Source organism: Polaromonas sp. P4_F6 (genome assembly GCF_056401275.1).
Window position 1 is genome coordinate 290,942 of the sequence record NZ_JBFUJQ010000004.1, and the last position, 24,153, is coordinate 315,094.

A 24,153-nucleotide genomic window follows, 5' to 3' on the forward strand; every position below is an offset into this window, starting at 1 on the left:
CGGCAAAACCGGCTGCCAACAGAACGAAGCCCAGGCCCAGAACCTTGACGAAGGCTGCTTTGCGGCGGCGATGCGGGATTTCCCCCGGGAAGTGAAACATGACGGTGACTTCCTGCGCCTGTCAGTTGCGCGGCTGCCTGGGCAAATAGCGCGGAGCAACATATTTCCTGCGCGGTATCTCGATGGGCTCCACAACTTCAGCCACCCGCTCTCCAGGCACAAAAATATCGCCTTCGGAGGTCGCATAGCTGACGGGCATGAAGCCTTCTGAATAAGCGAGAAAACTCGCGAATGCCGCGACACTGGCGTATGAAGGCAGCCGGTTTTCCGGTGTGATGTTTGCGGTGGTTTTTCCCGCGATGGGTCCGCAGCATGAAGAGGCCAGGGCATATTGGGCGGCGTTCGGGCCGCCGAGTCGGTAACCGGTGAATGACACGGTCTTGCCTGTGCCCGGATCCACACTGTCGAAGGTGGCGGTACTGCCGGGGTCGGCGATCAGCGTGACGCCGGCGGGGTTGCCTTTCAGGCCTGTGAGGACGGCATTGGTGGTGCCGTCGTAGGATTTGCTTGCTTCGGGAAACACCAGCATGTGCTGCGTCAGCGTGGCGCCTCCAGTCAAGGTGAAGCGGGGCGAATAGTCGGTGGGCACGGTGTAGGAAACCGGGTTGTAGAAGATGTCGACCGGCGCGTTGGGCCCGGTCACCGTCACCATGGGCGCCAGCGGGTTGATGACCACCGTGCCGCCGATCCGGCCGGGTCCCGTTCCGTCACTGTCGGCGCGCAGCGTCAGGCCCGGCGCCAGGCCCAGGCTGCGCGTCGGGTCGGAACTGCCGCGCGTCAGCGTGATGGCGCTGTTGATGCTGACGTCGTTGGCCGCGCACATGGCGAGGTTGCCGTCGGTGACCGTGATGGCCGCATTCTGGTTCAGGTTGCGCCCGGCGCCGAGCAGCACGCTGCCGCGGGTCGCCGTGACGGCCGCGTTCACATTGATGTCGCGGCCGCAGCAGACCGAAAAATTCGCGTCGACAGCCGTGACCGCTGCGTTGATGTTCACGTCGCGCGCGCCGTTCAGGGTCAAGGTGGTGGGCGCTCCGGCGGCCGTCCAGCTCACTGCATCGTTCACGAAGATATCGCCGTTGCCGGCGCCGGGTGCGTTGACGATGGTGATGTTGTTGGTCACCAACTGGGCGGACAGCGTGGCGCCGGAGATGTTGCCGCCGGCGCCAATGATGAAGTCCTGCGGGTCTATGAGCCAGTGGCCCGTCAGGCCCGCCGCGGCTGCGGTGGTGACGCGCGCGCCGTCCAGCACGTTGACGCGCGCCGCCGAGGTTTCGATGAAGCCGCCGTTGCCACCGTTGGGCGCGCTGGCGTCCAGCGTACCGGCCACGTTCAGGGTGCCGGTCTCCATGTCGCCGAGCAGCATGATTTTTCCGTTGCGGCTGGCGATGGTTTGCGCCTGGATCACGCCGGTATTGTTCACCACGGTCTGCAGCAGGTGGCCTGCGCCCTGGGCCGTCAGCAGCACGCTGCCGCCGGCGGCGCTGATCATGCCCCCGTTTTCAATCAGCGCGTTCACGCTGCCCTGCGCCACCGACACGTTGAGCAGGCCGTCGCCCGCCACGTCCAGCGTCATGGCGCTGCCCGCTGCCAGGACCACGGTGCCCAGCCTGGCTGAAATCACGCCCTGGTTGCTGACGTTGCGGCCCAACAGGGCGACATAGCCGCCGTCGGCGGCGGTGATCGTTCCCTGGTTGACGACCGCACCGCCGCCGGGATTGGACAAGGCGTATTGCCCCGCCATGAAGTTCGCGTCGCTGATGCTGAGCGTGGAAGCGACCAGCCCGCCCACGTTGACCGACGCACCGCTGCCGAACAGGATGCCGTTGGGGTTGAGCAGGAACACCTTGCCGTTCGACGACAGGCTTCCCATGATGCTGGAGGGGTCCGCGCCCAGCACGCGGTTCAGCGCCACCGAGCCCGTGCCGGGCTGCACGAACTGCACGCTCTGGCCGGCGCCTATGCCGAAGCTCTGCCAGTTGATCACGGCGCTCTGGCTGGACTGTGTGATGGTCGTGCTCGCCGCGCCGCTGGCGATGCTGGCGCTGCCGGCCGCCACCACGCCGCCCTGGGGCAGGGCGTGGGCGGAAATCCCGAAGGCCAGCAGCAGGCAGACCGGCAGCGCCCTGAGCGCAAAGCGCGTGTCGCTGGTTGTAGTGTTGTTCTTCAAAGAGGGGGCTATGCGGTTCATGGTGAATCCTTGTGGGTTGCAATACCTGTTCGGCCTGTGTGTGCCGTTCGCCGCGTCAGAAATATTTGATCGCCTGTATCCAGAACCGACCCGATTTGTCCGGGGCGGAAGTGGCAGTTTCGCTTCCGATCTTGCGGGCGTAGTAGGCCCGCACCATGAAGTTGTCGGTTTCGCTCCAGGTCAGGCCCACGCCGGCGGCGCTCAGGCTTCTGTGGTTTTGCCCGGCCGCCCAGGGGTTTTTGTTGATGGTCACGCTGCCGTGGTCGACAAAGCCGATCAGGTGCACCTGCCCCGGCAGGTTCTCGGGAAATTTGGGCAGCAGCAGCCGTGCTTCCAGCGTCATCAGGTAACCCTGGTCGGCAGGCGCCTCGCCCTGGGGATAGGCGCGCACGCCGTTCATGCCGCCCAGCTCCATTTTTTCCGAGGAATCAAGGTTTTTCGAGGCAAGCTGCCCGCTGACAGCCCCATAGAGCGACACCGTGTCGGTGACGCGCTGCAGCCGCATCAGGTTGAAGCCGAGCTTGCCGTAGCTGCCGTTGCTGCGCGCGCTGGCCGCGTCGACGGCGAGCGCCGCGGGTGTCTGTATGTCCAGATTGCCCGCCGAGAAAGACAGCGCATAGGCGCTGACGCCCCCGCCGCCCAGGTTGTCGCGGTGGTTGCCATAGAGGCTGGTGGTCAGGACGCCGGCCTTTTTGTCCGTCACGGAAGGAATGGCGTCCACCCTGTCCTGGAAGGTTTTCGCGTCGTAGCCCAGGCGGACGTAGAGATTGTTGTCGCGTGAGCGGATCAGCGGGTAGCTGCCGAAGATGCTGGCCACCTCGGCCGTGCCGTTGGCGCGCAGGCTGGCAAATTCCTCGCCCAGGACGTAGTGGAGCTTGCTGTAGGAGACGCCGGCGCGTCCCTTGCCGACCTGCAGCTGGTAGGACGCGATCGCGTAGTTCAGGCCCGAGCCGGAAGTCACCGCGCGCAGGCTGGCGACGTCGCCCAGGCCCAGGGGGTTGTTGAGGTTCACTGTGGCGCCCAGGCGGTATTCGCCTGTGTAATGGTTGCCGGCGTTGTCGGCGTCGACGCTGCCGCTGACGCGCGGTGCCGGCGTGATGTCCACCAGCAGGTCGGAGCTGCCCGCCGCGCCGCCCGGAACCAGCGTCGAATGGACCTTGACGCCGGGGACGTCCGACAGCAGCAGCAGCCGGCTTTCCAGCGGCGCGGCGGTGATGGCGTCGCCGCTGTTGAGCCCGGACAGGAGGCTGTCGGCGATGCCGCCGGAGAGATTGGTCTGGTTACGCACGATGATCTGGCCGTATTCGCCCTCGCGCACGGCGATGGTGACGGTCTTGTCGGCGATTTCCTGCGCGGGCAGGTAGGCCTGGGCCACGAAGTAGCCGTTTTTGGCATAGTGCGCCGTGATCCTCGCCGCCATGGCGCGCAGTTCGGCCAGCGTCAATTCTTTGCCCGGCGTGAAGCCGGCCACGGCCAGCAACTGGGCTTCCGTGTATGCCCGGGCACCGGTGATACGCAGGCTGTCGACGGGGATCTTCGCTTCCTCGGTCACGCGGACCGGCACCGGCTTGCCCGGTTCGACACGGATTTCAGGCGGCGCGGGTTGCGGCGGCGGGACCGAGGGGAGCTGCTGCAGCTGGCTGCCCGCGCCGGGCAGGGTCTGGGCCAGCAGATGGGGGCCCACGGCCAGCAGTGCCAGCGGGAGTAGTTTGAGGTTCACGGAAGCCCTTTCGGCATGAATGACGTTGCTTCCGGCCGCATGGATGCGGTTGCGGGCAGCGGGGTGCAAGAGACCCCTTCATGCGCATGGGCCTCGAAATCACAGGGGGGAAATCGGGTGCGTGCACGCTTTCATGTCCGATAGGCCTTGACTCCTGCCCCGAGCATGGGTGTAAAAACGGTAAAGAGGTGTAGGACGCCGCGCTGACGCAGGCGTGCCGTAGTCGCGCGTTGCGCAGGCCGAGGCGCTTGGAAGGCGAAGATTTGGGGTGCGGCCGCTCGCCGCCCGGGCGCCGCGGCGCGTTCAGGCCGGCGTGTAAGCCAGGCGCACGTAAATCGGCGCGAAGGCCTCGGCCTGCGTGACTTCCAGCAGGCCTTCCTTGGAGAGCTCGAGCAGCGCGATAAAGGTCACGACCAGCACCGGCATGCCGCGCGCGGCGTCGAACAGCTCCTCGAACTCCAGGAACTTGCGGCCCTGCAGCTTGCGCAGCACGATGCTCATGTGTTCGCGCACCGAGAGTTCCTCGCGGCTGATGACGTGGTGCTGCACCAGGCGGGCACGCTTGACGATGTCGCGCCAGGCTTCCTGCAGGTCGACCACATTGACGTCGGGAAAGCGCGGCTGCAGCGACTGCTCGACATAGACCTGGGCGCGCAGGAAGTCGCGGCCGAACTGCGGCACCTCGTTGAGCTTGTGGGCGGCCAGCTTGATCTGCTCGTACTCGAGCAGGCGGCGCACCAGCTCGGCGCGCGGGTCTTCGGGCTCCTGGCCCTCGGCCACCTTCTTGGGTGGTAGCAGCATGCGCGACTTGATCTCGATCAGCATGGCCGCCATCAGCAGGTATTCGGCCGCCAGCTCCAGGTTGGTGGCGCGAATCTCGTCGACATAAGTGAGGTACTGGCGTGTGACCGCCGCCATCGGGATGTCGAGGATGTTGAAGTTCTGCTTGCGGATCAGGTAAAGCAGCAAGTCCAGCGGGCCTTCAAAGGCCTCGAGGAAAACCTGCAGCGCATCGGGCGGGATGTACAGGTCGTGCGGCATCGCGAACAGCGGCTCGCCGTACAGGCGTGCCAGCGCGACCTGGTCTATCACTTCGGGCATGTCCGTGCCCACCACGGGCTGCGCCTGGCCAGCGGCCGGCGGCAGTTCCTGGGGTTCGGGTGGGAAATGGGGCTGGGACATGAAAAAAAGCAGCGGCTACGGGCGTCGCGAAGGGCTGTGGCGCCCTTATTTGCCGTTGGGGTGGCTGCTGGTGCCGTAGACGTAGGGCTGCTGGGGTACGCGGGCTTCGCTGTACTCGGCCTGCTCGCTGCGGTTCAGGTTTTTGTCCCACAACAGGGCGCGCCCGGCGCGCTGCTCCGCTTCCAGCGTGGGCTTTTTAGCCTTGAGCTGGTCGATGAACTGCGTCGTGTCGGAGGTGTAGTCGGAGCGGCGGAAGATGTTGAGGAGGGCCATGGGGTCTAAACTGCCTGAAACGTATAGTGGGCTGATTTTACCGGGGTCTGCCATGCCTTCCTTGTTTTCACCCTTTTCGGCCGCTTTTCCCTCAAGAAGGATGTTTGCCTGTATGGGTCTGCTCTCATTTGTCCTGGGCCTGGTGGGCTGCGACCCGCAGCGCATCGCCGAGCTTGAAGAAGGCGTGGCCACTGAAGCCGATGTGCGCGCCCGCTTCGGCGAACCCGAAAAAATCTGGGATGCCACCGACATGGCCGACACGCCCCTGCCCGGCGCGGCCGCGGCGCCGGGCGCCCGCACCTTTGAATACAACCGCCAGCCGCAGGGCCAGGCCAACTACATGATCACCCTAGGCGCGGACGGCAAGATGAGCGCGCTCAGGCAGGTGCTGACGCCGCAGAATTTTGAGAAAGTGCTGCCCGGCATGCGCATGGAACAGGTGCGCAAGATGCTCGGCAAGCCCATGAAGGTCACGCCTTATGCGCTCAGGCAGGAAACCCATTACGACTGGCGCTACCTGAACCCGCCTTCGACGGCGCGCATCTTCACGGTGGTGTTTGACGCCGACCTCAAGGTCAAGGGGACGGCTTCGGTGGATGAAGAAAGTGTCAGCCCGTCGGGCGGCACACGCTGAAGGCCGGCTAAACCGTCTCCACCTTTGCCAGAAAGCCCGAGCGCTCCATCACGGCCAGCGGCTGGGCATTGAGCCCTGCGATGACCAGCCGGCCGCCGCGCAGCACGATGGCCTTGTGCAGTTGCTCCAGCACGTCCAGCCCCGAGGTGTCCAGCGACTGCAGGGACTGAACGTCCAGCCGCACCACCAGGCCCTTGGGTGCGCTTTCCACCACGTTCAGTATCGGGTCGAGCTTGGCCACCGCACCGAAGAACAGCGAGCCATAGAGCTGGAAGCTCGCCGAGTCCGCGTCGCGCGAGACCTCGACCACCTGGAACAGGCTGCTCATGCGCCGCACGAAGAGCACGCAGGCCAGGATCAGCCCGACCTGCAGCGCCACCGTGAGGTCGAACACCACGGTCAGGAAAAACGTGCCCAGCATGATGAGGCGGTAGTGGCTGCTGGCCTGGGGCAGGCGGGCGAACTCGCGCCATTCGCCCATGTTCCAGGCCACGTAGAGCAAGATGCCCGAGAGCACGGCCAGCGGCACGTGCACCGCCAGCGGCGCGGCCGCCAGCACGATAAGGACCAGCGTGAGCGCATGCACCAGGCCCGAAACCGGCGAGCTGGCGCCGGACCGCACATTGGTCACGGTGCGGGCGATGGTGCCGGTGGCCGGCATGCCGCCGAAAAAGGGCACGACGAAGTTGGCCACGCCCTGGGCCATCAGTTCCTGGTTGGGGTCGTGGCGCGGCAGGCCCGAGACCTGGTCGGCCACGCGCGCGCACAGCAGCGACTCCACCGCGCCCAGCATCGCGATGGTGATGGTGGGCGCCACCAGCAGGCGCACCGTCTCCCATGAAAAGTCGGGCAGGGCAAACGCGGGCAGGGCGCGCGGAATGCCGTGAAAGCGCGTGCCTATGGTTTCCACCGGCAGGGCCAGGAAATAGGCAAAAGCCGTCAGCGTGACCAGCGCCACGATGGGGCCGGGCATCCGCGAAGCCATGCGTGTGGCGCGCTTGAGTTGCACGCCCTCGACCGCCTGCATGAGCCGGATCAGGCGCATGGTGAAAAAACCGCCCGCAACGCGCGTTTGCGTGTCGAACAGCCGGGGCCAGATGAACAGGCCCAGCAGGCAGACCAGGCCCAGGCCCAGCGCATAAGGGTTGAAGCTGTCCAGGTGGCTGCCCAGGACCTTGATCTGCGAGAAAAAGTCGGCCGGCATCTTGGGCACGACCAGGCCCAGCAAATCCTTGGCCTGCGACAGCGCGATCAGCACCGCGATGCCGTTGGTAAAGCCCACCACGATGCTGACCGGCACATAACGCACCAGCGTGCCCAGCTTGAACAGGCCCAGCAGGAACAGCAGCACGCCGGCGCAGGCGGTGGCGATCAGCAGGTTGGCCAGGCCGTAGCGCTCCAGGATGCCGTAGACAATCACGATAAAGGCGCCGGCGGGGCCGCCGATCTGCACCGCCGAGCCGCCCAGCGCCGAGATCAGCGCGCCGGCGATGATGGCGGTCCAGATGCCGGCCTCGGGCTTGAGGCCGGAGGCGATGGCAAAGGCCATGGCCAGCGGCAAGGCCACGATGCCGACGGTGACGCCTGCTCCGGCGTCTTTCAAGAACCGTTCACGCGTGTAGCCGGCGAGTGCTGAAAGCAGGCGAGGGCGAAACGGCGCAAGGTAGGCGGGCAGGTGCATGGGCTTTGATTGTGGTGCCAGGCATGTGCCGGCGAGAAGTCCTTGGCGTGACATTTTTCCATTGCCGGCAATGTAAAGGCTGGTTACAGTAATGCTGAATTAGTAGTTCAAAATACTTACTTTTACAGCCTTTCGCGGACTGGATAAGCTTTGGGCTTCATGGCGCCTGGTTCCGGACTGTCCCAGCGTGCTTTTCCTGGAGAAGTGATTGCCCGGTTTTTTCGGTTTTTCGTGGATGCCCGGATGGCGCCTGCCGCGGCGGGCAGCCGCTTTGGCGGCGTTGTTGCTGGCACACGCCATGGCTGTGGCGCAAGAACCCCCTGCTTCCCCGGTGGGGGAGCTTGCCCCCGTCGAGAATTCCACCGCAAGCCCTGCGGCCGTGGTGCCTGCCCCCTTCAAGGCCGGGCGCGGCGTGCTGGGCGAGGGCCAGGTGCTGGTCGACAGCGCGGGCACCCTCACTTTCGAGCAGGTGCGCAGCAAGTTTGATGCCGGCGAAGGGCGTGCCGTCCAGCCCAGCGAGATCATGCCCACCGGGGGCGGGGCGGCACTGTGGTACCGCCTGGCCTTGCCGGCGGTCGCCGCGCCCACGCCGCTGGTGCTCACCATTCCCCACCCCAATATGGACAGCGTGGACCTGTACCGCCCGGCGGCCGGCGGCCTGTGGCAACTGGAGCGCTCCGGCGACGCGGTGCCTGTCGCGCAGTGGCCGGTGCGGCACCTGACCCCGGCCTTCGAGCTCCTGCTGCAGCCCGGCGAAAGGCCCAGCTACCTGAGGGTGGCGCACAACTACCCCATCAGCGTGCCCTGGGAGCTGTCCGACCCGGACAGCTTCCATGAGCAGTCCAAGGAGTCGCATTTGCTGCTGGGCGTGTACATCGGGCTGGTCCTGCTGATCGCGCTGATGAGCACGCTGCACGCCGCGTCCTGGCGCGACAGCATCCATCTTTTTTTCGCCGGCTACGTGCTGGTGGTGGCCGCCGGCCAGCTGGCGCTGACCGGGCTGGCCGGTGAGTTTCTCTGGCCGGGCAACGCCTGGTGGAATGACAGCGCGCCGGTCGCCCTGACGCTGGCCACCGCCGCGCTGCTGCACCTGTTTTTGCGCCAGATGGTGGTCGACCGCGACGCGCCCTGGTTGTCGCGCGGCCTGCTGCTGATGACGGTGCTGGGCGCGGGCATCCTCACGGCTTTCCTGGTGATGGGCAACAAGTCCTCCTTCAACCTGGCCACGCCCTATTACCTGGGCAGCATGGCCGTCTACCTCAGCGTGGCCGGCTGGTATGTCTGGCGCCGCCCGCGCGTCGGCCTGTGGGTGCTGGCCGCCATGGTCTGCCTGACGGTGGGCTCGATTTTCCCCATCCTGCGCACGCAGGCCATGCTGCCGCTGGGCACTGCCACGCAGTACGGCGCGCAGATAGGCGCGGCCTTCGAGATCCTGCTGCTGCTGCTGGCCCTCTACCTGCGCAGCCGCGAAAAGCGCGACAACCAGGTCCGCGTCGGCGCTCTCACGCGCGTCGATCCCTTGACCGGCCTGGGCAACCACCGCGTGCTGCTGCAGCGGCTGGACGCCCTGCTGGTGCGCCAGCGGCGCGACCCCGGTGCGGGCGCGGTGATGCGCGTGCGGCTGGGCAATGCCATCGACATCCGCCAGGACTACGGCATGGAAGCAGCGCAAAGCGCGGTGGTGCAGGCCGGAGCCTGCGTGGCCGGCGTGGCAAGTGATGGCGACACCGTCGCGCGCCACCGCGACGGCGATTTTTTACTGATCCTGCAGGGTCACCTCACGCGCGACGAGCTCACGCAGATCGCGCAGCGCCTGATCGCCCGGGGCCTGGCCGACAGCCCCAGCCTGCCGCCCGGCACCATGATGCAGTTCAGGATCGCCGTGGCAGAGGCGCCTTTCAACGCGCCCGATGCCGAGCAGCTGTTGCACGCCATGGGCAATGTGCTCAGGGAGCTGTCGGGCCGCTCCGGCACCGGCTTGCGTTTTATCAACGCGGCGGCCGGCTGAGGCCGGCCGTATGTGGCTTAGTGGATGCGCATGCCCGGCGTGGCGCCCGGCAGGGGTTCCAGCACGTAGATGCCGGGCTGGGCTTTTTCGTCGGCATGGCTGGCGGCCAGCACCATGCCTTCGCTGATGCCGAACTTCATTTTTCGCGGCGCCAGGTTGGCCACCAGCACCGTCAGCTTGCCGACCAGGTCCTCGGGCTTGTAGGCCGAGGCGATGCCGCTGAACACATTGCGCATGCGGCCTTCGCCGGCATCCAGCGTCAGGCGCAGCAGCTTGGTCGAACCCTCCACTGCTTCGCAGCTGACGATCTTGGCAATGCGCAGATCGACCTTGGCGAAATCGTCAATCGTGATGGCGGGCGCGATCGCCTCGCCGCCCGGCAAGTCCGCAGGCGCGGCCGGCGCGGCTTCGGCCTGGGCCGGCGGCTCGAACAGCGCGTCGAGCTGCTTGACGTCGACGCGCTGCATCAGGTGTTTGTAGTCGCCTATCACGTGGCCTTTGCCCAGCATGGCGCCGGCGTGCGTAAAGTTCAGCGCTTCCACTTTCAGGAAGTCCTCGACCTGCGCGGCCAGTGCGGGCAGCACGGGCTTCAAATAAATCGTCAGCAGGCGGAAGGCCTCGATGCAGACCGTGCAGACGTCCTGCAGGCGCGCGTCCATGCCGGCCTGCTTGGCGAGTTCCCAGGGCTTGTTCTGGTCCACATAGGCGTTGACGCGGTCCGTCAGCAGCATGGTTTCGCGCAAGGCCTTGGCGAATTCGCGGCTTTCATACAGGGGCGCGATCACGTCCCTGGCGGCGCGCAACGCCTCCAGCAGCGCCGCGCCGTCGGCCGACACTTCGCCGAGCTGGCCGGCAAAGCGCTTGCTGATAAAGCCCGCGGCGCGGCTGGCGATGTTGATGTATTTGCCCACCAGGTCGCTGTTGACGCGCGCCATGAAGTCGTCGGCATTGAAGTCGATGTCCTCGTTGCGCGCATTGAGCTTGGCGGCCAGGTAGTAGCGCAGCCATTCGGGGTTCATGCCCAGGCTCAGGTACTTGAGCGGGTCCAGGCCGGTGCCGCGGCTCTTGCTCATCTTCTCGCCGTTGTTCACCGTCAGGAAGCCGTGCACAAACACGTTGTCGGGCGTCTTGCGGCCGCTGAAATGCAGCATGGCCGGCCAGAACAGGGTGTGGAAGGTCACGATGTCTTTGCCGATGAAATGGATTTGCTCCAGGTCGGGGTCGGCCATGTACGCGGTGTAGTCTTCACCGCGCTTTTCCAGCAGGTTCTTGAGCGAGGCCAGGTAGCCGACAGGCGCATCCAGCCACACGTAAAAGTATTTGCCCGGCGCATCGGGGATCTCGATGCCGAAATAGGGCGCGTCGCGGCTGATGTCCCAGTCGCCCAGGCCTTCGCTCTTGGTGCCGTCGGCGTTGGTCCGGACAGAAAACCACTCCTTGACCTTGTTCGCCACTTCCGGCTGTAGGCGGGGCTTGCCTTTGGCGTTGTTGCCGTCAATCCAGTCTTCTAAAAACTTGACGCTGCGCTCGTCCGACAGTTTGAAGAAAAAATGCTCGGAGCTTTTGAGCACCGGCTTGGCGCCCGACAGGGCCGAGTAGGGGTTGATCAGGTCGGTGGGCGCATAGACCGCACCGCAGACCTCGCAGTTATCGCCGTACTGGTCTTTCGAATGGCAATTCGGGCACTCGCCTTTGATGAAGCGATCCGGCAGGAACATGTTCTTTTCAGGATCAAAGAACTGGTCGATGGTTTTGGTTTCAATCAGCGACCCTTGGGCGTTGTCGCGCAGGTCACGGTAAATCTGCTTTGCCAGTTCGTGATTTTCCGGCGCGTCGGTCGAATGCCAGTTGTCAAAGCTGATGTGAAAGCCGTCCAGGTAGGGCTTGCGGCCCGCGGCGATGTCGGCCACGAACTGCTGCGGCGTCTTGCCGGCCTTTTCGGCGGCGATCATGATGGGCGCGCCGTGGGTGTCGTCGGCGCCCACAAAGTTCACCGCATGGCCCTGCATGCGCTGGAAACGCACCCAGATGTCGGCCTGGATGTATTCCATGATGTGGCCGATATGGAAATTGCCGTTGGCATAGGGCAGGGCGGTGGTGACAAACAGGCGGCGCTGGGACATAGGGTGCTTATGGCTTGGAAAGGGGGAACCGGCGATTTTAAGTCGCCCGGACCGGAAGCCGCCCTGGCAAGCCCCCATGACCCCAGGGCCGGCGCCACGGCGTTAGACTTCAGCCCAACCCCCGCCGCCGCCAGAGCGCCGCCCCATTTGACAGATTCAACGGAGTATTTCCCCATGTCCCTGGACCAACAGGCCGTCCTGAACGCCGTGCAAGCCGTGCTGGATCCCAACACCGGCAAAGACTTTGTCAGCACCAAGGCCCTGAAAAACCTGCAGATCAGCGGCAGCGACGTGTCTTTCGACATTGAACTCGGCTACCCGGCCAAAAGCCAGGTTGCCGGCCTGCGCAAAAGCCTGATCGCCGCCGTCAAGGCCGTGCCCGGCGCCGGCAACGTCTCGGTCAATGTCACGGTCAAGATCGCCAGCCATGCCGTGCAGCGCGGCGTGCAGCTGCTGCCCAACGTCAAGAACATCATCGCCGTCGCTTCGGGCAAGGGCGGCGTCGGCAAAAGCACCACCGCCGTCAACCTGGCCCTGGCCCTGGCGGCCGAGGGTGCCAGCGTGGGCCTGCTCGACGCCGACATCTACGGCCCCAGCCAGCCCATGATGATGGGCATAGAGGGCCGGCCCGAGAGCGTGGACGGCAAGAACATGGAGCCCATGGAGAACTACGGCATCCAGGTGATGTCCATAGGCTTCCTGGTGGCCCAGGACGAAGCCATGATCTGGCGCGGCCCCATGGCCACCCAGGCGCTGGAGCAGCTGCTGCGCCAGACCAACTGGAAAGACCTGGACTACCTGATCGTCGACATGCCGCCCGGCACCGGCGACATCCAGCTCACGCTGTCGCAGCGCGTGCCCATGACGGGCGCCGTCATCGTCACCACGCCGCAGGACATCGCGCTGCTGGACGCCAAAAAGGGCATCAAGATGTTCGAGAAAGTCGGCGTGCCCATCCTGGGCATCGTCGAAAACATGGCGGTGCACATCTGCAGCAACTGCGGCCATGCCGAGCACATCTTCGGCGAGGGCGGCGGCAAAAAAATGGCGGCCGACTATAAGATGGACTACCTGGGCGCGCTGCCGCTGGACATGCAGATACGCCTGCAGGCCGACAACGGCCGGCCCACCGTGGTGGCCGACCCGGACGGCGAGGTCGCCGGCATCTACAAGGCCGTGGCGCGCAAGATGGCCGTCACCGTGGCGGCCAAGTCCAAGGACTTTTCCGCCAAGTTCCCGACCATCACCATCAGCAAGAACACCTGAAACAGCCCAGGCGCGGCGCCCCATGAACCTGCTGGCATCCCTGCGTTACCTGGCCGCGCTCGACGAGCACAAACATTTCGGCCGCGCGGCCCAGGCCTGCCACATCACGCAGCCGGCGCTGTCCAACGCGCTGCGCGCGCTGGAGCGGGAGTTCGGCACCGTCATCGTGCGGCGCGGGCGCAACTTCGAAGGCTTCACGCCCGAAGGCGAGCGCGTGCTGCTCAGCGCCCAGCGCATGCTGCATGAGCGCGAGCTGCTGCAGCAGGAGCTCGACAGCGGCATCGGCAAGCCGCAGGGGAGCCTGGCCATAGGGGCCGTGCCCACCGCCATGCCGGTGGCCGCGCGCTTTTGCGCCCTGCTGCAGGCGCGCTACCCGGGCATCTCGCCCACAGTGCGCTCCATGAGTTCCAACGAACTGGAGGCCGGCCTGGAAAGCCTGGCGCTGGACATGGGCCTGGGCTACACCGACCGGCTGCGCGCCAACGGGCCCAGCCTGCGCCAGATCAAGCAGTACACCGAGCACTATTTTTTCGTGCGCCGCGCCGCCAAGGCCAGCAAGGACCAGATGCAAATCGGCCCCAGGATCACCTGGGCCGAAGCCGCCAAACACCCGCTGTGCCTGCTCACGCGCGACATGCACAACCGCACCATCGTCGACAAGGCCTTCCAGGAGGCCGGCGAGGCCTGCGAGCCGGTCATCCAGACCAACTCCATCCTCACGCTGGCGCTGTCGGTGGCCGAGGGCAATGTCTGCACCGTCATGCCCGGCGCGCTGGTGGGTGCGGTGCGCGGCTACCGCGAACTCGAAGCCCTGCCCCTGGTCAGCCCCGAGGTGCGCACCACCATAGGCTTTATGGCCCAGGGCGGCGACCCCTCGCGCACCCTCGAGGCCGCCCTGGCCCTGGCCCAGGACGCCGGCTGGCTGCGCCATGCCGCGGCGCACAGCGGCTTGCTCAGCGTTTAAGAGCCCCCACGGTCGCTCACTGCGTGTAGCTCCCTGCCCCCCGAGGGGGCCGCTGCGCCTGCGGCCCGGCAAAGCCGGTTCCGCGGCCCCTGCTTGGTTTGGACACACCTGATAGGGGTATGCGGGGATTCGCCAACGAAGCGGCGCGCTCTTGATTTAGTTTTTGAATGGGGGCATGTCTCGATTCAATTTGACCGTGTTGCCGTGCGGCCGCGACACTTCGCGCACTCGTTCAGGGTGGGAAATACCAATAAGCCATAACACGGAGATAAGAAGACATGTCTGGATTCCTCGATAAAGAGCGCATCATTGCCGGCCCCGGCTTCAACCGCTGGCTGGTGCCTCCCGCCGCCCTGGCGATCCACCTGTGCATAGGCATGGCCTATGGTTTTTCGGTGTTCTGGCTGCCGCTGTCCAAGGCGCTGGGCATCAAGGAGTCCATCAAGTGCGGCCCTGAGGTCGGCTTTATCGCCGAGCTGTTCACCACCAGTTGCGACTGGAAAATTTCCACCCTGGGCTGGATGTACACCCTGTTCTTTGTGCTGCTGGGCATTTCCGCGGCCACCTGGGGCGGCTGGCTGGAGCGCGCCGGCCCGCGCAAGGCCGGCGTGGTATCGGCCGTCTGCTGGTGCGGCGGCATGCTGATCTCGGCGCTGGGCATTTATTTGCACCAGTTCTGGCTCATGATCCTGGGCTCCGGCGTGATCGGTGGCATAGGCCTGGGCCTGGGCTATATCTCGCCGGTCTCCACGCTGATCAAATGGTTCCCGGACCGCCGCGGCATGGCCACCGGCATGGCCATCATGGGTTTTGGCGGCGGCGCGATGATTGGTTCGCCGCTCGCGGCCGACCTCATGAAGTATTTCGCCACGCCCACCAGCGTGGGCGTGATGCAGACCTTTGTGGTCATGGCCGTCGTGTACTTCGTCTTCATGATGGCCGGCGCCTTTGGCTACCGCGTGCCCGAAACCGGCTGGAAACCCGAAGGCTGGACGCCGCCGCCCGCCGCCACCAACACCATGATCACGCAGCGCCATGTGCATGTGAAAAAAGTCTGGGGCATTCCCCAGTTCTGGCTGATCTGGATGGTGCTGTGCATGAACGTGAGCGCCGGCATCGGCGTGATCGGCATGGCTTCGCCCATGCTGCAGGAAGTCTTTGGCGGCCACCTGATCGGCCTGAACCAGAAATTCGGCGAGCTCGACAAGGCCCAGCTGGCGGCCATCGCCACCGTTGCCGCGGGCTTTACCGCGCTGCTGAGCCTGTTCAACATCGGCGGCCGCTTCTTTTGGGCCAGCCTTTCCGACAAGCTGGGCCGCAAGCTGACCTATGTGGTCTTCTTCGTGCTGGGCGGCATTCTGTACGCCAGCATTCCGGGCAGCGCAGCGGCCGGCAGCATCGTGCTGTTTGTGGGGGCCGTCTGCGTCATCCTGAGCATGTACGGCGGCGGCTTTGCCACCGTGCCGGCTTACCTGGCCGACATCTTCGGCACCCAGATGGTGGGTGCCATCCACGGCCGCCTGCTGACGGCCTGGGCCACGGCGGGCATCCTGGGCCCGGTGGTGGTGAACTACATGCGCGAATACCAGCTCGGCCTTGGCATCCCCCGTGAACAGGTCTATAACCAGACCATGTACATCCTGGTGGGCATGCTGGTGGTGGGCCTCATCTGCAACCTGCTGGTGCGCCCGCTGAACCCCAAGTGGTTCATGACCGACAGCGAACTCGCGGAAGAAAAACGCCTGGCGCATGAAAAAGCCGCGGCCTCTGAGCTGCACCGCACCAATGGCGGCAACGGCGGCACGATCAGCCCGGCCGTGGTGGTGCTGGCCTGGCTTGCGGTGGGCATCCCCCTGGCCTGGGGCATTTACCGCACTTTGCAAAGCGTGGCCAAGTTTTTCGCCTGATTCATTGTTGTTATTGATTCATTGACCTTTCCGTTTCAAGCCAAGCCGTTCCCGCGCCGTGCGCGGGAACGCCGGCCCAGCCACTCATGAACCATCCTGGTCGCAGTCCCGAAGTCAAGGCCGTTGCCGTCGCAACGGTCGACGAAATGCGCGAGCGCATACGCCGCAAGAGCAAACTCAAGGGGCGTCAGGCCGACGATGCGTCTCTGGACGAGGTGCGCGCACTGCTAGGCGCGCGGCCCGAGGCCGGCCACAGGCGCGACCTGCTGATCGAGCACCTGCACGCGCTCAACGACGCTTACCGCTGCCTGCACGACAGGCATCTGGTGGCGCTGGCCAAGGAAATGAACATCCCCATGGCCGAGGTCTACGAGGTCGCGACCTTCTACCACCACTTCGAAGTGATTCGCGGCGACGGCAAAGCCCCCGGCCTCACGGTGCGGGTCTGCGACGGCCTGGCCTGTGAACTGGCCGGCGCGCAGGATTTGCTGGCGCGCTTGCCGGCGCTGCTGGGCGCGCAGGATGTGCGTGTGGTCGCTGCGCCCTGCATAGGCCGCTGCGAGCAGGCGCCCGCCGTCGCGGTGCACCAGCAGGCCGTACCGTTTGCGACGCCGCGGGCCGTGGTCGCGGCAGTCGGCCAGGCGCAAAGCGCCGCCGCCGTGGCCCAAGCTGCCGTGCCTTTTAACGCGGCCGATTTTGCCGAACAAAGCGTGACCGGCATCGATACAGCCGCCGTGCCGGCGTACACCGGCTATGCGCTGTACCGCGAACACGGCGGCTATGCGCTGGCCGCCGCGGTGGTCAATGGCGAGGAAGACGCCGAGCGCATCATCAAGGCCATGGAAGACTCCGGCCTGCGCGGCCTGGGCGGCGCGGGTTTTCCGGCCGGCCGCAAATGGCGCATCGTGCGCGATCAGCCCGCGCCGCGCCTGATGGCCGTCAACATCGACGAGGGCGAGCCCGGCACCTTCAAGGACCGTACTTATCTTGAGCGCGACCCGCACCGCTTCCTCGAGGGCCTGCTGGTCGCGGCCCAGGTGGTGGGGGTGGAGGCTTGCTACATCTATTTGCGCGATGAATACCACGACTGCCGCGCCATCCTGCAGGCCGAACTCGACAAACTGCGTGCCGACCCGCCCTGCGAGCTGCCGCTGATCGAGCTGCGGCGCGGCGCGGGTGCCTACATCTGCGGCGAAGAGTCGGCCATGATCGAAAGCATAGAAGGCAAACGCGGCGAGCCGCGCATGCGCCCGCCCTACATCGCGCAGGTGGGCCTCTTCGGCCGGCCCACGCTGGAGCACAACTTCGAGACCCTGTACTGGGTGCGCGACATCGTCGAAAAAGGCCCACAGTGGTTCAGCGGCTTCGGCCGCAACGGCCGCAAGGGCTTGCGCAGCTTCAGCGTGAGCGGGCGCGTCAGGCAGCCCGGCGTCAAGCTGGCGCCGGCCGGCATCACGGTGCGCGAGCTGATAGACGAATACTGCGGCGGCATGGCCGAGGGCCACGACTTTTACGCCTACCTGCCCGGCGGCGCCTCGGGCGGCATCCTGCCGGCCTCCCTGGGCGACATTCCGCTGGACTTCGACACCCTGCAGCCTTATGGCTGCTTCATAGGCTCGGCCGCCGTCATGGTGCTGGGCCACCAGGACCGCGCGCGCGACGCCGCCCTCAACATGATGAAGTTCTTTGAACACGAAAGCTGCGGCCAGTGCACGCCCTGCCGCGTCGGCACGGCCAAGGCCGCGCGGCTGATGCAGGCCGAGCGCTGGGACGGCGACACGCTGGAAGACCTCAACATCGTGATGACCGACGCCTCCATCTGCGGCCTGGGCCAGGCTGCGCCCAACCCGGTGCGCAGCATCCAGAAATATTTCCCGCATGAGATCGGAGTCACGGCATGAACGCCCCCGCCAAACTCGCTGAAGTCATGCCGCAAACCGTCGAGTTCAAGCTCGACGGCAAGACCGTCCACGCCTATGAAGGCGAAACCATCTTCAAGGCCGCCGCGCGCCACGGTGTGGACATTCCCCACCTTTGCTACAAGGACGGGCTGCGGCCCGACGGCAACTGCCGCGCCTGCGTGGTCGAAGTCAAGGGCGAGCGCACACTGGCCCCCAGCTGCTGCCGCAGCGCCACGGCCGGCATGGAGGTGCAGGCCCAAAGCGAACGCGCGCTCAAGAGCCAGAAGATGGTGCTGGAGATGCTGCTGTCGGACATGCCTGACACCGGCTACAAATGGAATGAAAAAGACGAGTCGCTGGAGCACGGCGAACTCAGCGAATGGGCGGACCGCATGGAAGTGCAGGTGCGCCCCGCGCTCAAAGCCCTGCGCCGCGAGCAGCCCGCGGCCGACGTTTCGCATCCCGCCATGGCGGTCAACCTGGACGCCTGCATCCAGTGCAACCGCTGCGTGCGCGCCTGCCGCGAGGAACAGGTCAACGACGTGATCGGCTACGCCATGCGCGGCTCGCACAGCGAGATCGTGTTCGACTTGGACGACCCCATGGGCGACAGCACCTGCGTGGCCTGCGGCGAATGTGTGCAGGCCTGCCCCACGGGCGCGCTCATGCCCAAATCGCAGGTCGGCTCGCAAGTGGTTGATAAAAAGGTCGACTCGGTCTGCCCCTTCTGCGGCGTCGGCTGCCTGCTGACCTACAACGTCAAGGACAACAAGATCGTCAGCGTGGACGGGCGCGACGGCCCGGCCAACCATTCACGGCTGTGCGTCAAGGGCCGCTTCGGATTTGACTATGCGCACAGCCCGCAACGCCTGACGGTGCCGCTGATACGCAAGGCAGGCGTGGGCAAGGACCCCGAGGCGCTGCAAAACCTCAATCGCGACAGCGCCGACTGGTCCGAGGTGTTCCGCGAGGCGAGCTGGGAAGAGGCGCTGGCGCTCTCGGCCGGCAGCCTCAAGGGCCTGCGCGACACGCACGGCAAAAAAGCCCTGGCCGGCTTCGGCTCGGCCAAGGGCAGCAATGAAGAGGCCTATTTGTTCCAGAAGCTGGTGCGCACCGGCTTCGGCTCCAACAATGTGGACCACTGCACGCGGCTGTGCCATGCCTCCAGCGTCGCGGCCCTGCTCGAAGGCGTGGGCTCGGGCGCGGTCAGCAACCAGGTCAACGACGTGGAGCATTCGGACCTGATCTTCGTGATCGGCTCCAATCCCACGGCCAACCATCCGGTGGCCGCCACCTGGATGAAAAATGCGGCCAAGAACGGCGCAAAAATCGTGCTGGCCGACCCGCGCGTCACCGACATCGGCAAGCACGCCTGGCGCACCCTGCAGTTCAAGGCCGACACCGACGTGGCCATGCTCAACGCGCTGATACACACCGTGATCGACGAAGGCCTGGCCGACCAGGACTTCATCAGCAAGCGCGCCAGCAACTACGAGGCGCTGAAAGAAAACGTCAAGGGCTACAGCCCCGAGGCCATGGAGCCCATCTGCGGTATCCCGGCGCAAACCCTGCGCGAGGTGGCGCGCGAATTCGCCAAGGCCAAGGGCGCGATGATTCTGTGGGGCATGGGCATCAGCCAGCACGTGCACGGCACCGACAACGCGCGCTGCCTGATCGCGCTGGTCACGGTGACCGGCCAGATCGGCAAGCCCGGCTCCGGCCTGCACCCGCTGCGCGGCCAGAACAATGTGCAGGGCGCCAGCGACGCGGGCCTGATCCCCATGATGTTCCCCAACTACCAGCGCGTGGACAACGCCGGCGCGCACGCCTGGTTCGAGAAATTCTGGGACACCCCGCTGGACGAAAAGCCCGGCTACACCGTGGTCGAGATCATGCACAAGGCGCTCGCGCCCGACAGCGATCCGCACAAGATACGCGGCATGTACATCATGGGCGAGAACCCGGCCATGAGCGACCCCGACCTCAACCACGCTCGCCATGCGCTGGCCAGCCTGGAGCACCTGGTGGTGCAGGACATCTTCATGACCGAAACCGCCTGGCTGGCCGACGTGGTGCTGCCGGCCACCGCCTGGCCCGAAAAAACCGGCACGGTCAGCAACACCGACCGCATGGTGCAGCTGGGCAAGCAGGCCATCACGCCGCCCGGCGAAGCCAAGCCCGACCTGTGGATCATCCAGCAGATCGCGCAGCGCATGGGCCTTAACTGGAACTATGCGGGCGAGCATTCGGGCGTGGCGGCCGTTTATGAGGAAATGCGCCAGGCCATGCACGCGGCGATCTCGGGCATCAGCTGGGAGCGGCTGCAGCGCGAGTCCAGCGTGACCTATCCCTGCCTCACCGAAGACGACCCCGGCGCGCCCACCGTCTTCATAGACCGCTTCGCCACCCACGACGGGCGCGTGCACCTGGTGCCCGCCGACATCATCCCGGCCAACGAGCGGCCCGATGCGGACTTCCCCTTTGTGCTGATCACCGGGCGGCAGCTCGAGCACTGGCACACCGGCAGCATGACGCGGCGCGCCACGGTGCTCGATGCGATCGAGCCCATGGCCACGGCCTCGCTGTGCGGCGACGACCTCGCGGAACTCGGGCTGCAGGCCGGCGACGTGATCACCGTGCAGTCGCGCCGCGGCCAGGTTGCCATCCACGTGCGGCGCGATGACGGCACGCCGCACGGCGCGGTCTTCATCCCCTTTGCCTATTACGAGGCGGCCGCCAACCTGATGACCAATGCCGCGCTGGACCCTTTCGGCAAGATCCCGGAGTTCAAGTACTGTGCCGTCGCGATACGCCGCGGCGGCCAGGTGTCGGCCACCCAGGGCTATGGCGAGGGGATAGCCCGCTAGGGTTTTTCTACAGAGGCAGAAGCCCGCCGTACACTGCGGGCATGTCTGACTTCCAGCTGCGTTCCCCCGAAACAGACGCCGGCGTGCCCCGGCCCTGCACGGCCGTGGCCGTTGTCATGCGCCGCGAGCGAATAGACAACCGCTGGCAGCCCTGGCGCTGGGTGCTGGCCGACGTGGTGCCCCATGAAGACGGCTTCGGCGCCACGCCGCGGCTGCTTCTGAAAGACGAGCGCGAGGAGCGCTGGCTGCACCCGGGCTTTGCGGTCGAGCTGTTCACCGACGACGCCGAAGGTTATTACCTCAATGCCAGCACCGCCCAGCCCTGCTTCTGGGTGTTGTGGCGCATGGAGGAAGAAGCCTTGCTGGCCGACGAGCCGATTGCCGTGCCCCAGACCGTGACCCTGAGCTACCACGATGCCGGCCGCTGGCTGGACGCGCAGGAAACCGTGGAGCAGGTGCCCGCGCCGCCCGAGGTCGTGGCCTGGCTGCGCGACTTCGTCGACAAACACCATGTGGCTGAGCCCAAGCGGCGGCAGCGCCCGCAAAGCTTCAAGTCCCTGACCGACCGCTTCGGCAACCCCGCCAGCGTGAGCACAGGCAAAAAAACCGGTGGAGGCGGCCATGGCTGAGGAACCCACCGGTTTCCTGGGCCGCTGGGCGCGCCGCAAGGAAGAGGCGCGCCAGGGCAAAGCCCTGGACGAACCGGCGGCCGTTGCCGCCCCGGCCGGGCCTGTATCGTCTGCGCCTGTGGAGCCGCAGCCGGTCGCCGCACCGGCGACCGCGCCGGCTGATGACCAAGCCCCCAAAGTGCTGACGCTGGAGGACGCCAGGCTGCTGACCCGCGATTCCGACTTCAAGCCTTTTATGGCCGGCAATGTGAGTCCCGAGGTGCGCAACGCGGCCATGAAACAACTCTTTGCCGACCCGCACTTCAACGTGATGGATGGGCTGGACACGTACATCGACGATTACTCCAAGTTCGAGCCAATTCCCGAGTCCATGCTGCGGCAGATGGCCAGCGCGAAGTTCCTCAAGCTGTTTGATGATGAGGATGAGGAAAAGAACAAAGAGAAAGCGGCCGCCGCTTCACGGGAAAGCGCGAATAACCCCACGGATGAAACCGTGGCACAGTCCTCCTATGAAAACCCGGACATAGCTCCTCCCGAGCCGGCCGGGCCCGCACAGACCAGCCAAGCCGAGCCCCCCGTGGCCGGTAGCCAACCAGACCATGCCCACACTGATTTGCGACTGCAACCAGACCATGCCGCTCCAGCCCCAGGCGCTGGGCGAGGCCCTCAATGAGAGCCTGACGCTGCATTCGGCGCTGTGCCGGCGCGAAGCCGGGGCTTTCCAGAAGGCCGTGCAATCGGGCGACGACGTGGTGGTGGCCTGCACCCAGGAAAAGCGCCTGTTCGCCGAGGTCGGCGCGCAAACCCAGGGCGCGACATCGGTCGTCAAGTTCGTCAATATCCGCGAGACCGGCGGCTGGAGCAAGGACGCTTCCAGCGCCGGCCCCAAGATCGCGGCGCTGCTGGCCGCGGCCCAGCTGCCCGATGCCGAACCCGTGGCCACCGTGACGTACAAGAGCGCCGGCCGACTGCTGATCGTCGGCCCGGTGGACCATGCCGAGCAGGTGGCCGCATTGCTGGCCGACACGCTGGAAGTCACCATCTTCGCGCAGGGCGTTTCCGCTGGCGCGCAGGTCGGCCTTCCTGGCAGTCTTCCCGCGCAGGAGCGGCAATACCCGGTGATCAGCGGCGAGCATCTGGCGCTCAAGGGCTGGCTGGGTGCGTTTGAAGCGAGCTGGGACAAGACCAACCCCATAGACCTGGATCTCTGCACGCGTTGCAACGCCTGTGTGGCCGTGTGCCCCGAAGGCGCCATAGACCTGAGCTACCAGGTCGACAGCGCCAAATGCACATCGCACCGCGACTGCACGGCCGTTTGCAAAGTGGCCGGCGCCATCGACTTCAACCGCGCGCCGCAAAGCCTCACCGAAGCCTTTGACCTGGTGCTGGACCTGGGCGCCAAACCGCTGTTCACGCTGCATGCGCCGCCGCAAGGCTATTTCGCGCAAGCTGCCTCAGCCGGCCTGGCCTCGCCCGGCCTGCCGGCCACCGTGCTCAAGCTGCGCGACATGGTGGGTGAGTTTGAAAAGCCCAAGTTTTTTGCCTACAAACAAAAACTCTGTGCCCACAGCCGCAATGACACCGTGGGCTGCAATGCCTGCGTGGACATCTGTTCGGCCGGCGCCGTCAGCAGCGAGAAAAAACGCCAGCAGATCGTCGTCAACCCCAATCTCTGCGTCGGCTGCGGCGCCTGCACCACGGTGTGCCCGACCGGGGCGCTCACTTACGCCTATCCGCGCGCGAGCGAGCAGGGCGTGCGTTTCAAGACCTTGCTGTCGGCCTATGCAAAAGCCGGCGGCACGCAGCCGGCCCTGCTGTTCCACAGCCAGGGCCGCGGCCAGCAGGCCGTTGAAGCCCTGGGCCGCGCCGCGCGCCTGCAAAAAACCGTGCGTGGCGTGCCGGCCAACGTGATCCCGCAGGCGCTGTGGCACACGGCCAGCCTGGGCCTGGACCTGTGGCTCAGCGCCGTCGCCTTTGGCGCTTCGCAAGTCGCCGTGCTGGTGACCGACGAGGAAGCCCCGGCTTATCTCGAAGGACTCATGGAGCAGATGCGCGTGGCGCAAGCTTTGATGAACGGCCTGGGCTATGCGGGCGTTCACTTCCATTTGCTGCGCGCGCAAGCCGGCGACGTCGCCGGCCTGGACGCCGGCCTGCAGGCCCTGGCCCGCAACCGGCCCGCCGTGCCCGCCGCCCCGGCGCGCTTTGCCGTCGCCCAGGAAAAGCGCAGCACGCTGGACATGGCGCTGGACCACCTGATCCAGCAGGCGCCCGCTGCGCTGCCCGAGGCGATTGCGCTGCCCGCCCAGGGTTCGCCCTTCGGCAGCCTGGTGGTCAATGCCGACAGCTGCACCTTGTGCCTGAGCTGCGTGAGCGCCTGCCCGGCCAGCGCGCTGCAGGACAACCCGGATCGCCCGCAGCTCAAGTTCATCGAGAAAAACTGCGTGCAGTGCGGCCTGTGCGCCACCACCTGCCCCGAGGACGCGATCACGCTGCAGCCGCGATTGCTGCTGGGCCCGCAGCGCAAGGAGGCCAGGGTGCTCAACGAAAGCCCGCCCTACCACTGCATACGCTGCGCCAAGCCCTTCGGCACGCTCAAGGCCATAGAGTCCATGCTGGGCAAGCTGGCCGGCCATGCGATGTTCCAGGGCGCGGCGGCCGACCGCCTCAAGATGTGCGGCGACTGCCGCGTGATCGACCTGTATTCCGCCGAGAACGAAGTCAAGATCACTGACATCCGCTAGAACAGGACA

Annotated in this window: 16 protein-coding genes; 10 read left to right on the forward strand and 6 right to left on the reverse strand. The window is 65.9% G+C overall.

Annotated features, from left to right (window positions below; translation table 11 throughout):
- Positions 1–121: 121 nt before the first annotated feature.
- The 4 genes from AC1DUN_RS13135 to AC1DUN_RS13150 all read right to left on the reverse strand — a co-directional run bounded on the left by AC1DUN_RS13135 (position 122) and on the right by AC1DUN_RS13150 (position 5,423).
- Positions 122–2,248, reverse strand: a complete 2,127-nt coding sequence (locus AC1DUN_RS13135; RefSeq protein WP_477714319.1) for a two-partner secretion domain-containing protein — start codon at positions 2,246–2,248, stop codon at positions 122–124.
- Positions 2,249–2,303: 55 nt separating this feature from the next.
- Positions 2,304–3,968 (reverse strand): ShlB/FhaC/HecB family hemolysin secretion/activation protein, encoded by a 1,665-nt coding sequence (locus tag AC1DUN_RS13140; protein WP_477714320.1) that lies wholly within the window; start codon positions 3,966–3,968, stop codon positions 2,304–2,306.
- A 303-nt stretch (positions 3,969–4,271) separates the two neighbouring features.
- Entirely contained in the window at positions 4,272–5,150 is an 879-nt protein-coding gene (locus AC1DUN_RS13145; protein ID WP_007867820.1) for a segregation and condensation protein A, read from the reverse strand.
- Positions 5,151–5,195: 45 nt separating this feature from the next.
- A complete protein-coding gene (locus AC1DUN_RS13150) occupies positions 5,196–5,423 on the reverse strand; it encodes a DUF3460 family protein (RefSeq protein WP_007867807.1) in 228 nt (75 codons plus the stop codon).
- A gap of 112 nt (positions 5,424–5,535) precedes the next feature.
- Here AC1DUN_RS13150 and bamE point away from each other — a divergent pair, with 112 nt between their 5' ends.
- Positions 5,536–6,057 carry an outer membrane protein assembly factor BamE domain-containing protein gene (gene bamE, locus AC1DUN_RS13155; protein ID WP_477714321.1) on the forward strand — a complete coding sequence of 174 codons (522 nt, stop codon included), beginning with the start codon at positions 5,536–5,538 and terminating at the stop codon, positions 6,055–6,057.
- A gap of 7 nt (positions 6,058–6,064) precedes the next feature.
- Here bamE and AC1DUN_RS13160 read toward each other — a convergent pair whose 3' ends face one another.
- A complete protein-coding gene (locus AC1DUN_RS13160; RefSeq protein ID WP_477714322.1) occupies positions 6,065–7,738 on the reverse strand; it encodes a SulP family inorganic anion transporter in 1,674 nt (557 codons plus the stop codon).
- Between the two features lie 331 nt (positions 7,739–8,069).
- Between AC1DUN_RS13160 and AC1DUN_RS13165 the strand changes: the two genes are divergently transcribed.
- Positions 8,070–9,746, forward strand: a complete 1,677-nt coding sequence (locus AC1DUN_RS13165) for a sensor domain-containing diguanylate cyclase (RefSeq protein WP_477714323.1) — start codon at positions 8,070–8,072, stop codon at positions 9,744–9,746.
- Positions 9,747–9,763: 17 nt separating this feature from the next.
- On the opposite strand, the gene metG is transcribed toward AC1DUN_RS13165, so the two are convergent.
- Positions 9,764–11,869: a methionine--tRNA ligase gene (metG, locus tag AC1DUN_RS13170; protein ID WP_477714324.1), complete on the reverse strand. Its 2,106-nt coding sequence runs from the start codon at positions 11,867–11,869 to the stop codon at positions 9,764–9,766.
- A 174-nt stretch (positions 11,870–12,043) separates the two neighbouring features.
- Between metG and apbC the strand changes: the two genes are divergently transcribed.
- From apbC to AC1DUN_RS13210, 8 genes are all read left to right on the forward strand, one after another.
- Entirely contained in the window at positions 12,044–13,135 is a 1,092-nt protein-coding gene (gene apbC, locus AC1DUN_RS13175) for an iron-sulfur cluster carrier protein ApbC (protein ID WP_477714325.1), read from the forward strand.
- A 22-nt stretch (positions 13,136–13,157) separates the two neighbouring features.
- A complete protein-coding gene (locus tag AC1DUN_RS13180) occupies positions 13,158–14,099 on the forward strand; it encodes a LysR family transcriptional regulator (RefSeq protein ID WP_477714326.1) in 942 nt (313 codons plus the stop codon).
- A 278-nt stretch (positions 14,100–14,377) separates the two neighbouring features.
- A complete protein-coding gene (locus AC1DUN_RS13185) occupies positions 14,378–16,006 on the forward strand; it encodes an OFA family MFS transporter (protein WP_477714327.1) in 1,629 nt (542 codons plus the stop codon).
- Positions 16,007–16,092: 86 nt separating this feature from the next.
- A complete protein-coding gene (locus AC1DUN_RS13190; RefSeq protein ID WP_477714328.1) occupies positions 16,093–17,907 on the forward strand; it encodes an NADH-ubiquinone oxidoreductase-F iron-sulfur binding region domain-containing protein in 1,815 nt (604 codons plus the stop codon).
- Positions 17,904–20,774 carry a formate dehydrogenase subunit alpha gene (gene fdhF, locus AC1DUN_RS13195; RefSeq protein ID WP_477714329.1) on the forward strand — a complete coding sequence of 957 codons (2,871 nt, stop codon included), beginning with the start codon at positions 17,904–17,906 and terminating at the stop codon, positions 20,772–20,774. Before AC1DUN_RS13190 ends, fdhF begins: the two co-directional genes overlap by 4 nt.
- 41 nt (positions 20,775–20,815) lie before the next feature.
- Entirely contained in the window at positions 20,816–21,403 is a 588-nt protein-coding gene (locus tag AC1DUN_RS13200; protein ID WP_477714330.1) for a DUF3305 domain-containing protein, read from the forward strand.
- Positions 21,396–22,076 (forward strand): DUF3306 domain-containing protein, encoded by a 681-nt coding sequence (locus AC1DUN_RS13205; protein WP_477714331.1) that lies wholly within the window; start codon positions 21,396–21,398, stop codon positions 22,074–22,076. Before AC1DUN_RS13200 ends, AC1DUN_RS13205 begins: the two co-directional genes overlap by 8 nt.
- Complete coding sequence (locus AC1DUN_RS13210) at positions 22,003–24,144, forward strand: 4Fe-4S binding protein (protein WP_477714332.1); 2,142 nt, start codon at positions 22,003–22,005, stop codon at positions 24,142–24,144. The genes AC1DUN_RS13205 and AC1DUN_RS13210 overlap by 74 nt, the downstream gene beginning before the upstream one ends.
- Positions 24,145–24,153: the final 9 nt, after the last annotated feature.